Origin of the sequence: Streptomyces cavernae, from assembly GCF_004023625.1 — a bacterium.
Classification (GTDB): Bacteria; Actinomycetota; Actinomycetes; order Streptomycetales; family Streptomycetaceae; genus Streptomyces; species Streptomyces cavernae.
The window spans coordinates 1-13,135 of the sequence record NZ_RPDJ01000001.1 but is presented as its reverse complement, the minus strand read 5'-3'; the positions used below and the strand labels follow the sequence as shown (position 1 = coordinate 13,135).

Annotated in this window: 11 protein-coding genes; 5 read left to right on the top strand and 6 right to left on the bottom strand. The window is 71.6% G+C overall.

Annotated features, from left to right (window positions below; genetic code table 11):
- Window positions 1–79: 79 nt before the first annotated feature.
- On the bottom strand, window positions 80–685 hold the full coding sequence (locus tag EF387_RS09940) for a dTDP-4-dehydrorhamnose 3,5-epimerase family protein (RefSeq protein ID WP_128376161.1): 606 nt from the start codon (window positions 683–685) through the stop codon (window positions 80–82).
- Window positions 686–790: 105 nt separating this feature from the next.
- Between EF387_RS09940 and EF387_RS09935 the strand changes: the two genes are divergently transcribed.
- Complete coding sequence (locus tag EF387_RS09935; protein ID WP_238431424.1) at window positions 791–1,807, top strand: NAD-dependent epimerase/dehydratase family protein; 1,017 nt, start codon at window positions 791–793, stop codon at window positions 1,805–1,807.
- 530 nt (window positions 1,808–2,337) lie between these two features.
- Here EF387_RS09935 and EF387_RS09930 read toward each other — a convergent pair.
- The 4 genes from EF387_RS09930 to EF387_RS09915 all read right to left on the bottom strand — a co-directional run bounded on the left by EF387_RS09930 (window position 2,338) and on the right by EF387_RS09915 (window position 5,895).
- Window positions 2,338–3,126 (bottom strand): AfsR/SARP family transcriptional regulator, encoded by a 789-nt coding sequence (locus EF387_RS09930; RefSeq protein WP_128376160.1) that lies wholly within the window; start codon window positions 3,124–3,126, stop codon window positions 2,338–2,340.
- A complete protein-coding gene (gene rfbB, locus EF387_RS09925) occupies window positions 3,120–4,193 on the bottom strand; it encodes a dTDP-glucose 4,6-dehydratase (protein WP_128376159.1) in 1,074 nt (357 codons plus the stop codon). The genes EF387_RS09930 and rfbB overlap by 7 nt, the downstream gene beginning before the upstream one ends.
- Before the next feature lie 129 nt (window positions 4,194–4,322).
- Window positions 4,323–5,570, bottom strand: coding sequence for an activator-dependent family glycosyltransferase (locus EF387_RS09920; RefSeq protein WP_128376158.1), 1,248 nt, complete (start codon window positions 5,568–5,570; stop codon window positions 4,323–4,325).
- A gap of 127 nt (window positions 5,571–5,697) precedes the next feature.
- Window positions 5,698–5,895: a ferredoxin gene (locus EF387_RS09915; RefSeq protein WP_128376157.1), complete on the bottom strand. Its 198-nt coding sequence runs from the start codon at window positions 5,893–5,895 to the stop codon at window positions 5,698–5,700.
- A 345-nt stretch (window positions 5,896–6,240) separates the two neighbouring features.
- Here EF387_RS09915 and EF387_RS09910 point away from each other — a divergent pair, with 345 nt between their 5' ends.
- From EF387_RS09910 to EF387_RS09895, 4 genes are all read left to right on the top strand, one after another.
- Window positions 6,241–7,494, top strand: coding sequence for a cytochrome P450 (locus EF387_RS09910; protein ID WP_238431423.1), 1,254 nt, complete (start codon window positions 6,241–6,243; stop codon window positions 7,492–7,494).
- 62 nt (window positions 7,495–7,556) lie between these two features.
- Window positions 7,557–8,777 (top strand): cytochrome P450, encoded by a 1,221-nt coding sequence (locus EF387_RS09905; RefSeq protein WP_128376156.1) that lies wholly within the window; start codon window positions 7,557–7,559, stop codon window positions 8,775–8,777.
- A 21-nt stretch (window positions 8,778–8,798) separates the two neighbouring features.
- Window positions 8,799–10,193: an acyltransferase gene (locus EF387_RS09900; RefSeq protein ID WP_128376155.1), complete on the top strand. Its 1,395-nt coding sequence runs from the start codon at window positions 8,799–8,801 to the stop codon at window positions 10,191–10,193.
- 413 nt (window positions 10,194–10,606) lie between these two features.
- Window positions 10,607–11,530, top strand: coding sequence for a hypothetical protein (locus tag EF387_RS09895; protein ID WP_128376154.1), 924 nt, complete (start codon window positions 10,607–10,609; stop codon window positions 11,528–11,530).
- A gap of 507 nt (window positions 11,531–12,037) precedes the next feature.
- On the opposite strand, the gene EF387_RS09885 is transcribed toward EF387_RS09895, so the two are convergent.
- The coding region (locus EF387_RS09885) for a type I polyketide synthase (protein WP_128376153.1) at window positions 12,038–13,135 on the bottom strand (1,098 nt) is incomplete at its 5' end.

Sequence of the window (13,135 nt, the reverse complement as noted above, 5' to 3'; positions counted from 1 at the left end):
TGGTGGGGTCGGGGACACGTGGGCGGTGTCGGGGCCGCCTGGACGGGGTCGGGTCGGGGCCCACTGCACGTGTCCGGCGTCAGCGCGTGCCGCGCAGCGTCGCGTAGTGGGCGAGGCAGTCCTCGTAGTGCGGCAACAGGCCCGCCTGGCGGGCGGCGGCGACGGACGCGGCGGTCGAGTCCTTGGCCGACATCAGCGGCGCCTGTGAGAGCTGCCACGGCAGGTCCAGCTCGGCGTCGAAGGGATTGATGTCGACCTGGGTGCCGGGGACGAACTCGGTGGAGCACAGGTAGGAGACGCAGGTGTCGTCGGTGAGGGCGAGGAAGCCGTGCACGAGCCCTTCGGCCACGAAGACGGTGTCGCCGGATTCCGCGCTCATCCAGTTCGCCTCATGGACGCCGAAGGTGGGCGAGCCGAGCCGCAGGTCCACGACGATGTCGAGGACGGCGCCCCGCACGACGCAGACGACTTTCGCCTGGCCCGGCGGCAGCAGGGTGCCGTGCAGTCCGCGCAGGGTGCCCTTGCGGGAGACCGAGTAGTTCACCTGCGCCACGGGCACCGGCCGGCCGATCTCCGCGGCCAGCCTGTCGTGGCGGAACGACTCGTAGAAGTTCCCGCGCGCATCGCCGATCTTGTGCGGTGTGATGTGGAAAGCGTCCGGCACGGCCGTTTCTCGAACCTTCATGGTGGCAGCACCTTAGGGCGCCCCGTTCGAGGACCGTTGAAGAGTCGCACGGGCCGCGGTCGAGTCGACTCGTCCTGGAGGGGTCCTCGATGCCGGGGTGTCACAGTGACCGCACGCAGCCACGAAGGGGGGAACGGCATGGCGGTGGTCGGTACGCGAGCGTCGGCCGTACGGCGGGACGGATCGTCCGGCCGGGTGGTCGTCCTCGGCGCGACCGGATTCGTCGGACGGCAGGCGGGCGCGGCCCTTCAGGCCGCCGGTCACGAGGTGCTGGCCGTCGCGCGGCAGGCCGCCCGGACGCCGGCCTCGTGGCGGTTCTGCCCGATGGACCTGCTCAAAGACGGGCCGGACACGCTGACGAAGCTGATCGACACGGAGCGGCCGGTGGCCGTCGTCAACGCGGCCGGCGTGGCCTGGTCGTCGTCGGCCGACGTGATGCGGCAGGGCAACCACCTGTTGGTGGACCGGCTGCTGGCGGCGCTCGACGCCGCTTCCTGGCGGCCGCGGCTGGTGCATCTGGGTTCGGTGCACGAGTACGCGCCGCAGCCCGCGGGAGTGTGCCTCGCCGAGGACTGGCCCACCCGTCCGACGACGGACTACGGGAAGTCGAAGCTTGCCGGCAGCCGTGCGGTGCTGCGCTCCGCCGCGCAGGGGCGGACGGACGCGGTGGTGCTGCGGCTGTCGAACGTGATCGGCGCGGGGGCCCCGCCCAGCAGCCTGCTGGGCCGTGTGGCCCGGCAGCTCTCCGCTGCGGCGGCCCCCGGCGAGCCCGTCACGGTGCAGCTCGCTCCCCTGCGCAGCAGCCGTGACTTCGTCGACGCCAAGGACGCCTCCGAGGCGATCGTGCTGGCGACGCGGACACCTGGGGTCAGGGGGCGGGTGCTGAACATCGGCAGCGGCACCTCGCAGCATGTGCGCACCATGGTCGACCTGCTGATCGCGGCGAGTGGCCGGACGGTGCGGCTGGTCGAGGACACGGGCGGAACCGTTCGCCCGACCGCCGACGCGGACTGGATGTGCGTGGACGTCACCGCCGGCCGCGAACTGCTCGGCTGGTCGCCCCGCAGCAGCCCCGAGGAGACCGTACGGGACCTGTGGAACGCGGCGCGGAACGGCGGCTGAGCCCGGGGCCGGGGGCAGCCCGGGCGTGCGGCTCGCGGCAGGTCTGTCCGCTGTCGCGGAAGGCCTGCCGGCCGGCGTGAACGGTGGCCGAGCCCGGCCCGCGGCACCGCCGCCTCCGGCGCGGACCTGACCCGGACCGCCCTGCCGGGCTCGGAGGCGGGGTGCGGGCACGGCGCTGAAGGCGGCTGAGCGGTGCGATGCGGGCGCGGCGCGGAGCGGCGGCCGAGCCCGGGGCCGGGGGCAGCGGGAGCCGCGCCGGGGCCGGCGCTGAACGGTGGCCGAGGTCGGCCCGCGGGCCGCCGGAGGCGACGGGCGGGCGCGGCGCTGAAGGCGCCGAGTCAGGGCCGTTGGAGGCGTGTGAGGCGGCCGAGTCAGGGCCGCGGGAGGCGTGCCAGGCGGCCGAGTCAGGGCCGCGGGAGGCGTGCGGGCGGCCGAGTCAGGGCCGCGGGAGGCGTGCGGGCCGGCGCTGAACCGTGGTCGAGTCCGGTCGGCCGTGCGGCGGACTGCGGGTCGGCTTCGGGGGATCCGGTTCAGCCCGGCAGCAGGCTGAGGTCGGCGACGGTGACGCGGTCGGTGAGCACGTGCTGGCGGATCCGCTGCAGCCCCGGGGAGGGGTCCAGGCCGAGTTCGTCCCGCAGTAGCCCGTGCAGCCGCTGGTAGACCTCGAGGGCCTCGCTGCGGCGGCCGCAGCGCTGCAGCGCGATGATGAGGCCGCCCTGGAACCACTCGTGCAGCGGATGGGTGCTCGCCAACTCCTTTAGCTCGGCAATGAGTTCGCGGTGCAGGCCGAGAGCGAGCCCCGCGGTGATGCGCAGCTCCAGGGCGTGCATGTGAAGCTCCTCCAGGCGCAGCGCGTACGCCTGGAGGTAGGGGCCCTGGGTGACGTCGGCGAACGGCTGCCCGGACCACCGGGCCAGGGCGGCGGTGATCCGTTCCGTGGCCGTGCGGGCGTCACCGGCCTCGAGCGCGGACCGCGCCCGGACCGCGAGCCGTTCGAACTCCTCGGCGTCGTAGTCCTCGGGCGCCACCCGCAGCATGTACCCGGTGGCCCGGGTGACGAGCGGCCCCGTCGCGGCGGCCGTCTCGCCCTCGCTCTGCAGGAGCTTGCGCAGCTGGTAGACATACGTCTGGACGGTGGCCGTGGCGCTGCGCGGGGGATGGTGGTCCCACAGTTCGGCGGCGATGACCGAGATCGGCACCAGGGTGTTGCGCCGGGCCAGCAGCAGGGCGAGCATCTGGCGAACCTTCGGAGCGGTCGGCGTCACCGGCCGCCCGTCCCGGGTCACGTCCAGCACTCCCAGGGTGCGGAAGGTCAGCATGCGGGGGCCCCGGTCGCGGCTTCGGCGGCCTCGGTCGTGGCGGCGGCGGTGATCGGGGTGGCGGCGGTGATCGGGGTGGCGGCGGTGATCGGGGTGGCGGCCGTCGGGTCCCACCAGTCGCGGTGGTCGCGGTACCAGGCGACGGTCTCCGCGAGCCCTTCGGTGAAGTCCTTCTGCGGTTTGTAGCCCAACTCGGTGTGGGCCTTCTCCCAGTCGACCGAGTAGCGGCGGTCGTGGCCCTTGCGATCGGTGACGTACTCGACCTGGTCCCAGGACGCACCGCACGCCTCGAGCAGCCGTGCGGTGAGCTGGCGGTTGTTGAGCTCGGTGCCGCCGCCGATGTTGTAGATCTCACCGGCCCGTCCCCGGGTGCGGACCAGTTCGATGCCGCGGACGTGGTCGTCGATGTGCAGCCAGTCGCGCACGTGCATCCCGTCGCCGTACAACGGGACCTTCCGCCCCTGCAGGAGGCGGGTGACGAAGAGGGGGATGATCTTCTCGGGGTACTGGCGGTACCCGTAGTTGTTGGAGCAGCGGGTCACCCGGACGTCCAGACCGTGGGAGCGGTGGTAGACCAGCGCGAGCAGGTCGCTGGCGGCCTTGGAGGCGGCGTAGGGCGAGTTGGGGTTCACGGCCTGCTCCTCGGAGGAGGAGCCGGCCGGGACGGAGCCGTAGACCTCGTCGGTGGAGACATGCACGAACGTCCGGATCCCGTGCTGCAGCGCGGCGTCCAGGAGCACCTGGGTGCCCATCACGTTGGTGCGGACGAACTCGGCGGAGCTGGTCAGGGACCGGTCGACGTGGGACTCGGCCGCGAAGTGGACGACCTCGTCGTGCTCGGCCATGAGCGGGCCGACGACCGCGGGGTCGCAGATGTCGCCGACGACGAGCCGGAAGCGGGGCGAGTTGCGGATCTCGTCGAGGCTGGCCGGGTTGGCCGCGTAGGTGAAGGCGTCCAGGACGGTCACCGTGACGTCGTCGGGGCCGAGGGGCCCGAGGAGGGTGCGGGCGTAGTGGGAACCGATGAAGCCGGCACCGCCGGTCACCAGGATGCGTGTCTGACTCATCGGGGTTGCGGCGCCCGAGCACCCGGGCGGGGTGACCGGGGCGCCGTCCTCCTTCCTCGTATGTCCTCGAATGTGCGGTGTGGTGCGTGGAATGCCGCCCGCGCGGCTGATGTGTGCGGGGCGGCGGTGTCAGCGGTCCGCGACCAGGCCCTCGAGCTGCGTCACCAGGGCGTGCGGGCTGGGCATGGCGGCCGATTCGTCCCGCAGCCGTCGCGCGGCGGCCGCGAACGCCGGTTCCTCGAGGAGTCTGCGGGTGTGGACGAGGACCTGGCCGGCGTCGACGTCACTGTGGTGGACGAAGAGCCCGGCGCCGGCCTGTGCGAGCGTGCGTCCGCGTGTTTCCTGGTCGGCGACGTTGGTCGACAGGGCGAGCTGGGGGACGCCGTTGACGAGAGCGGTGGAGAAGGAACCCCAGCCGCCGTGGTGCACGATCGCGTCGCAGCTCGGCAGCAGTGTGTTGAGCGCGATTCCGCTGACGGCACGCACGTTGGAGGGCAAGTCCCCCAGCTGTTCGGCCTGTTCGGGCATGAGAGCGGCGACGACATCGACGTCGAGTGCGCCGAGGGCCCGGAGGATGTCGTCCAAGGGCACGTAGTCGCCGCCGTACGCCTCGGTGTTGGTCCGGCCCAGAGTGACGCAGACACGGGGCGACTTGGGCTCCTCGCGCAGCCAGTCCCACTGCACGGCCGCGCCGTTGTAGGGGACGTACCGCATCGAGAGCTGGTGCAGTTCGCTCGGCAGGCGCAGGCTCGGGGGCAGGGTGTCGATCGTGAACTGCCCGTTCAGGAGTTCCTCGTCGCAGGACAGTCCGTAGGCGCGGGACCGTTCGTCGATCCACTCGGCGAGCGGGTCGACGCGTTCGGTCTCGGGCACGTCCCGGGCGAGTTCGACGAAGGTGCGTCTGGCCTGCCCGTACACGTCGGCGCACCACAGCAGGCGGGCGTGGGCCGCGCCGCAGGCGCGTGCGGCGACCGCGCCCGCGTAGGCGATGGGGTCGCGGATGACGAGGTCGGGCCGCCAGTCGCGGGCGAGGGCCACCATGTCGTCCAGGACGGGATCGTTGTAGCGGGCGAAGCCCCACGGCACGCTGATCTCGTAGCGTTCGCGCAGGGCGGCCCAGTCGACCTGGCCGCGGCCGAGGTGGCTCCAGTTGGCGACGTCGGCGTCCTGGGAGTCGCGGGCGCCCGCCATGTCCTGGTGCAGCGCGTGGTCGGTGCCCACGGGTGCGGCCACCAGACCGGCCCCGGTGACGACGGGGGTCAGCGACGGAGAGTTGGCCATCAGCACGTCATGCCCGGCCGTCACAAAGGCCCAGGCCAGCGGCACCATGGTGTACAGGTGCGACTTCTCCGACAGGCCGGCGAACAGAACGCGCATGGCATCCTCTCGTTCGTGGTGGGTCTGCGGCCGGGCGCGGGAGGCGGGAAGGGTCCGGCGGGAGGCGGGGTGGATGACTCCGCCCCGTGGGGAGGACGACTCCGCCCCCGCCGGCTGCCGGACCTTCTCAGCTCTCCCGGAGGGTGATGGCACCCAGCGGACAGGATTCGTGGGCTTCGCGGACCGCCTCGTGCTGCTCGGTTCCCGGCCGTTCGACCAGGAGCAGGGCACGGCCGTCGGCCTCGTCCTGGTCGAAGACCTCGGGCGCGATCAGCACGCACTGGCCCGCTCCCATGCACTTGTCCCGGTCGATCACGATGTCCATGCCGGCCTTCTGCGTCGTGGGCGGTACGGTGGCGCCCCGCTGCCGGGGCGTGCCCATCTTGGGCCAGGCACAGGCTGGTTGCGGCCGCTGACCGCAACGGTCTGGGGTTTCCTCCAGAAGTTGCCGCCCGCCGGTGTGCCGTCGCGCGGGCGAGCGGCCGGCGGAACTCGGTGAATCCCTAGACTGCGCCGCCGTTCCTGGGCCGCCGTGCATGTGCCGTGCTGGAGTGGCGTGGAAGCCGGGCCCGTCGGGGCGCCGGCCGTACACGGTCCGTCGCGGGCCGCGGTCGCGACCGGCCGCACGCATGAGGCACGGTCACGACCGGGCCGCACGAAAGGGGAATCAGTGGTGGCGCAGGAAGGCACCTCGGACGTTCCCGGCGGGTCGCGGGGGACGGCCGGTCCGTCGGTCCGCGTGGCGCCGGGCCCGGACATCGGCAAGGCCCCCACGGTGGAGCCGGACGGCGGGGCGACATTGCTCGCCTGGCTCGCGCGGATGCGCGACGAATGCCCGGTCTGGCGGGACGAGGCGGGCAACGCCCATCTCTTCCGGTACGAGGACGTCCAGCGCGTCCTCGCCGATCCGGCGACCTTCTCCTCCGACACCGTGGGCCGTCTGTCGGGCGGTGAACGGCAGGCTCCGCGCGGGACCCTGCTGCTGCTGGACCCGCCGCTGCACGGCAAGATGCGCCGCCTGGTCAGCCGTGCCTTCACACCGGGGCTGATCTCCGGTCTCGAACCGTGGATCACCGACCTGACCGGCGAACTGCTGGACGCGGCAGGCTCCGACCGCTTCGACGTGGTGGACACGCTCGCCAACCCGCTGCCGGTCACGGTCATCGCCCGGATGCTCGGGGTGCCGGAGGCCGACCGGGACCTGTTCCAGGGGTGGGCGGACCAGTTGCTGTCGACGGACCCGGAGGACCCGGAAAGCGTGCGCCGCATGGAGGCGACCGGTGTCACCATCTCGGCGTATCTGCAGGGTTTCATCGACGACCGGCGCAGACGGCCGCAGGACGACCTGCTGGGCACGCTGGTACGCGCGGAACTCGACGGTGAGCGCCTGGACGACGAGGACATCTCGAGTTTCGCCACCCTGCTGCTGCTCGCCGGGCACATCACGACCTCGGTGCTGCTGGGCAACACGCTGATGTGCCTGGACCAGGATCCGGGGCTGTTCGAGCGGGTCCGTGAGGACAGGTCGCTGGTGCCCGCGGTGATCGAGGAGACCCTGCGGCTGCGTCCGCCGTTCACCCGGATCGAGCGCGTCACCACGGCCGAGACAGAACTCGCCGGGGCCAGGCTCGCCCCTGACACCCTCGTGCACCTGTGGTTGCTGTCGGCCAATCTCGACGAGCGGTTCTTCGAGGACGCGACCGCCTTCCGCCCGGAGCGTTCCAACTCCCGTCAGGCGGCCTTCGGTCACGGCATCCACTACTGCATCGGGGCCCCGCTGGCGCGTCTGGAGGGGCGTGTAGCCCTCAACGCGCTCCTCGACCGGTTTCTGCGGATCGAGGTCGACCCCGATGTGCGGCTGACCTACCACGGCACGAACGTGTTCGGCGCGCGGCACCTGCCGCTGGTGGTCAAGCGCGCCTGATCACCCGAACCGCTCCCGCCCCACGACACCCACGGCGCAGCCGGCACACCAACGGAGTGACCATGAAGTCCAGGCCCGATGCACCCGTGATCCCGACGGACCGCGGCAAGTGCCCCTTCGACCCGCCCGCGGCGTACGCGCGGCTGCGCGAGGAGGAGCCGGTCAGCCCCATCACGTTCCAGGTGTTCCCGAAGGACCCGTCGGGCTGGCTGGTGACGCGGCACGACCTGGTGCGGCAGATCCTGGCCGACAACCGTTTCAGCCACCGCAACGAGCTGCTGGCCCATGTGGTCGCACCGCCGTTCCCGATGACCGAGTACGCCCCTCAGCCCTCCCCGCCCGGTTCGTTCGCGAAGACGGACGCGCCCGAGCACTCCAAGTACCGCCGTCTGCTGGCGGGGCACTTCACCGTGCGCAGGGTCCAGGGTTACGAGCCGGAGCTGGCCCGCATCGTCGACGAGGCCCTGGACGCGATGGCGGCGAAGGGTTCACCGGCCGACCTGTTGACGGACTTCGCCGAAGTAGTGAGCGTGCGGTCGGTGTGTTCCCTGATGGGTGTCTCCGCCGAGTTGATGGCGGACATCTGGGAGCACTTCACGGCGCTCATGACGCTGACGTACACGCTGGAAGAGTTCGTGCACCACATCGAGTCGATGGACGCGGCTCTGCGGCCGATGGTCCGGGAACGGATGGCACAGCAGGGCGACGACTTCTTCGGTCAGCTCGCGGCAACCGGGGAGCTGACCGAGGACGAGCTGGTCAACCTCGCGGTCCTCACCCTGGGCGGTTCCCTCGACACGACGCCCAACATGCTGGTCCTGAGCACGTTCGCGCTGCTGCAGCATCCGGAGCAGCTGGCTCTGCTGCAAAGCCGCCCGGAGCTGTACGAAGCCGGCGCCGTCGACGAGTTGATGCGGTATCTGACGATCTCTCAGCTCGGCTCCAGCCGGTGCGCGCTGGAGGACGTCGAGATCGGTGGTGTCACCGTCAAGGCCGGGCAGACAGTCGTGCTGTCGCTGCCCGCCGCCAACCGCGACCCCGCGGTCTTCGACGACCCCGACGCCCTCGACGTCACCCGCATACCGCGCAAGCACCTGGCGCTCGGCTTCGGGGCCCACCAGTGCCTGGGCCAGCATCTGGCCCGCGCCACGCTCAGGATCGGTCTGCGCACGCTGTTCGAGCGTTTCCCGGAGCTGCGGCTGGCGGTGCCCGCGGACGAGGTGCCCCTGCGCGACCGGGCGGTGCACTACGGAGTGGACCGTCTGCCGGTCGCCTGGGACTGACCGGCCGCGAGGAGGACGACCGTGACGAAGAGCCCGACGCCGTTCCGCCGGACCGTGGAGAGCCGGGAGGAGCAGTCCTTCGTGGTCCGCGCCGGCGCGGCCGACCACACGCGGGTCCGGCTCAGCGGCTACGACCTGCTGACCGGCCCCTGGTACACACCGCTGACCTTCTTCTACCGCGGGACGCTGGACGGCGCGGAGCTGCGGGCGTCCCTGGCGCGCACACTGCGCCGCTACCCGCCGCTGGCCGGCCGGCTCGTCCGGGACCGGGACGGCGGCCTGAGCGTGGTCTGCAACGACGCGGGGGTCCGCTTCACCGAGGCGGTGTCGGCGGAGCCCATGCGGGAGTACGGCCCCGCTCTGCGCACCGAGCCGGTGATCGGCAACCTGCTGCGGGAGGTCAGCGCCTTCCGCGTCGTCGACCGGGACACCCCGCTGCTGAAGATCCGGCTGACCCGGATGCGCGGCGGCGGCTCGATCCTCGGCGTGATGATCAACCACAGTCTCGCGGACGGCGGGAACACCCTCGCGTTCCTGGAGAGCTGGTCGCGCGAGCACCACGGGCTGCCCTCCCCCGCGCCGTCCCACGACCGCGGCGTCCTGGACGCGCTGGGCCGGGAGTCCACGGATCCCGCGGTGGTGGCCTCGCGCGCGTTCGTCGGTGTGTCCCGGCTGCGGCTGCTGACCACGAACATCAAGGTGGGCCTGCACAAGCTCGCGACCGTCGCCACCCGCTTCGAGGCCGCGGAACTCGCCGCGATGAAGAGGACCGCACAGACCCAGCTCGCCGGTGAGGGTTCCTGGGTGTCCACCAACGACGTTCTGACGGCGCACATCTGGCAGGTGCTCGGGGATCTGCGCGGCCGTCCCGACGACGCCGCCGAATGGCTCGGGATGATTGTCAGCGCGCAGTCGCGGCTCGGTGCCGCGCTGCCCGCCGGGTACTGGGGCAACTGCGTCAGCAACAGCTGGACCGGGACCTCGGCGGCGACGCTGCGCGCCCGTCCGCTCGGCCGCGTCGCCCAGGACGTCCGGGCCTGTCTCGACGCCAACACCGCGGACAAGCTGCGCGACGAGATCGCCTTCCTCAACTCCTACCGTGCCGCCGGCGTGTCACGGCACGTCATGTCGGTGCGGGCGCCGGACGTCATCGAGACGGCGCTGACCGTCAACAACTGGTCGCAGTTCCCGCTGTACCGAATCGACCTGGGTGCCGGAAAGCCGTTCTGGTACGAGTTCCCGGACCTGCCGGTGCCGACCGTGCACATCGCACCGACACCTGCCGAGGACGGCGGCCGCGACGTCTATCTGTGCCTGGCCGAGGAGCATGCGGCCACGGTGAGGAGCCCGTCCTGGCTGGAACGCCTGCACTGCTACGGACGTCGCTCGGAAAGCACTGTGCACGCTGGAGAGTGAGCCTTGCGGGGCTTGCCGGGGGTCCGCAGCCGGTCTGGAAGCGGGTCTCGATGCAGGTCTCGAAGCGGGTCTCGCAACAGTGAAGTGGGGCCGGGAACGGCGGTGACGCCGCTTTCCGGCCCCACTTCGATTCGGCACCGCTCCCGATCACGGGGAAGAGGCGGACTGTCGTCCGCGACACGAGTTGGCACTGGCAGAGGTCGTGCGCTCTCAGGACGAGGCAGGAGCGAGCCGCCTGCACGACGTGCTCTTCATGCAGCGCCCGCGCCATGAAGTCGAGGTACGCACGGCGCTGGGCAGGGTGGGGCGTCACTGCACAGTGAACCCGAGACGGCGGTGCGGCGTCACAGGAGGGCACGTCCTCCATCCCTCCTCTCCGCACCGCCTCATTCCTCGTCCACCCAGGGGGAACCATGCGCACAACCACACGTGCCGTCGATCTGCTCCTCGCACTCGCCCTGTTCACTGGGGCAGCCGGTGCCGTCACCGGCTGCGGCAGTGAACAGGCCGATGGCCCCGGCGCACAGCTCCGCGACTCCGGCTCGGCGGTGCGGTCCCAGGCCCGGGCCCGCCAGGTCGCGGGAGCCTGGGACGGCTCCGCCGCCGCCGAGGCGTGGCGCAAGGGCTACTACCCGATGGGGGAGGCGGTCCAGCTGCCGGACAACGCCTTCCGCACCGAAGCCGACAAGCGCGCCTACGCGACCCAGAACTTCGTCCTGCGCGGCGAACTTCCCGACACCCCGCAGAAGACCGGGCAGGTGGCATGGGAGAGCGGAGAATCGCTCACACTGCCGCTGATGGGGGCGCGGAAGGCGTACGAGAGCGTGGCCCGCGGCAGCAACGACGGACCGCACCTCACCGTGACCGAGGCGAAGCTGAGCGAGATGACCCTGGCCACAAATCGTGGCCCGGCGACCGTCCCGGCCTGGCTGTTCACCCTGGAGGGCTATGACACCCCACTCAGGCGGGTCGCCCTCAGCCCCTCGAAGCTCCCCCGGCCGCCGATCAGGCCGGCCGGACAGCTGCCCACCGACGAACTGTCCCCGCTCGAACGGCTCGTCGAGGTGGCCGGGGACGGACAGTCCGTCACCGTCATCGCCGGCCACGGAGCCTGCGACGACGGACCCGTCGTGGACGTGCTGGAGACGGCCGGCAGCGTGGTGCTGTCCGCATCCGTCGTAGGAAGCAAGGGCGGTCCCTGTGAAGGCGTGATGCTCCTCGAGAAGGTGACCGTGGAACTCAACCAGCCGATCGGCGACCGTATCCTCCTGGACGCCTTCACGGGCCGCCCGGTGCCGTACGGGGAGCGGCACGGCTCCTCGCCCAGCTGGAGCTGACGCGGCGGACCCGACGGAGCGTCGTGCAACAACCGTGGCCACGTCAACGGCTGGACCAGCCACGATCGTGTCTTCGGTATCTGTGTTGCATTCGACGGCGTTACCCGGCCAAGGGTCGCGGGCAATGCGCTCGCGGCCGACTCCAACGACTCCTCCTAAGGGGTCCTTGCACTATGCCCGCCCGGGTCGCGCGGCCTGGCACCGCTCCCCCAAGCTCTCGGCTGCGCTCGAGCAGGGGGCACCCCCATCGCCGCGTTGCCGAAAAGCCCAGGTAGCTCCTCCCCCAAGCTCTCGGCTCCGCTCGAGCAGGGGGCACCCCCATCCAGGGCTCTCCGGCGCCTTGCGATGCACGGCACCAGACCACGCGACCTCATCGGACGCTCATAGTGCGAGGACCCCTAAGCGCGACGCTCCAACGGCATCGGGCCGCCAGGCTCTGCGGGTGCCATGCAGGTGCAGGGGAATGTTCCGGTCCGGGTGGGGAACTCCCTCTTGGGCGGCGGGCGTTCACGACTGGTCGAGTTGTCGGGTGATGAAGTCGAACAGTTCCTCGTCGGTGGCGTCGTCGAGCTGGTCGGCCACGGACGCCACCGCCTCCGGGTCGTACGCGTCGGTCTCCGTGTCCTCGACCTGAGCGAGGAGCGTCCTGAGCCGCGCCTTCAGCAGGGTCCTGACGTCGTGCCCCGGCCCGGCCTTCATGATCTTCGCCACCGTGTTCTCGACCTCGGCCAGCAGCACCGTGGCGGACTCCTGCCCGTCTCCGAAGAGCTCATCGTCCAGGTAGCGGGCGAGGTCGGCCGGCGTGGGGTGGTCGAACACGAGAGTGATCGGCAGCCGCAGGCCGGTGTCGCTGTTCAACTGGTTCCGCAGCTCCGCCGCGCTCAGCGAGTCGATGCCCATCTTGCGGAAGGCGCCGGTGGGTTCGATGTCCGAGACCCCGGTGAATCCCAGGGCTGTGGCGGCGACGCGCAGAACGTGATCCTGCAGCATCTGGATCCGTGCCTCGGCGGGTGCCGCGGAGAGCTTCTCCAGCAGGGCCCGGGAGGCCTCCCGGGCCACCGTCCCCGACCCCTCCGAGACATCGGCCGCTTCGACCGTGCGCGCCTCCGGCAGAGCGGACAGCAGCGGGCTGGGACGGCTGCTGGTGAACACGGGAAGGAACCTCCGCCAGTCCACGTCGGCCACGACCACCGTGCTGTCGCCGAGTTCGAGGGCGCGTCCCAGCGCGGCCAGCGCACGGTCGGGGTCCATCACCCGCAGGCCCCGGCGGCCCAGTTCGACCGCGGCCTCCTCGGAGACCATGCCTCCGCCGTCCCAGGGGCCCCAGGCGACGGCGGTTCCGGCCAGGCCACGTGCCCGGCGGCGCTCGACGAGGGCGTCGAGGTGGGCGTTGGCCGCGGCATAGGCCGACTGGCCCCCGCTGCCCCACACACCGGCGATCGAGGAGAACACCACGAACGCCGACAGGTCCATGTCCCGGGTGAACGCGTCGAGATGGTCCGCGCCTAGGGCCTTTGCTCCCATGACCGAGGCGACACGCTCCGGAGTCATCCCCTCGATCACGTCGTCGTCGAGCACACCCGCCGCATGGAAGACCGCGTCGAC

Bases quoted from the DNA above. Each gene is read 5' to 3' on its own strand.
- EF387_RS09940 (WP_128376161.1), bottom strand. From the start codon at position 685: ATGAAGGTTCGAGAAACGGCCGTGCCGGACGCTTTCCACATCACACCG.
- EF387_RS09930 (WP_128376160.1), bottom strand. From the start codon at position 3,126: ATGCTGACCTTCCGCACCCTGGGAGTGCTGGACGTGACCCGGGACGGG.
- rfbB (WP_128376159.1), bottom strand. From the start codon at position 4,193: ATGAGTCAGACACGCATCCTGGTGACCGGCGGTGCCGGCTTCATCGGT.
- EF387_RS09915 (WP_128376157.1), bottom strand. From the start codon at position 5,895: ATGGACATCGTGATCGACCGGGACAAGTGCATGGGAGCGGGCCAGTGC.
- EF387_RS09920 (WP_128376158.1), bottom strand. From the start codon at position 5,570: ATGCGCGTTCTGTTCGCCGGCCTGTCGGAGAAGTCGCACCTGTACACC.
- EF387_RS09895 (WP_128376154.1), top strand. From the start codon at position 10,607: ATGCGCACAACCACACGTGCCGTCGATCTGCTCCTCGCACTCGCCCTG.
- EF387_RS09905 (WP_128376156.1), top strand. From the start codon at position 7,557: ATGAAGTCCAGGCCCGATGCACCCGTGATCCCGACGGACCGCGGCAAG.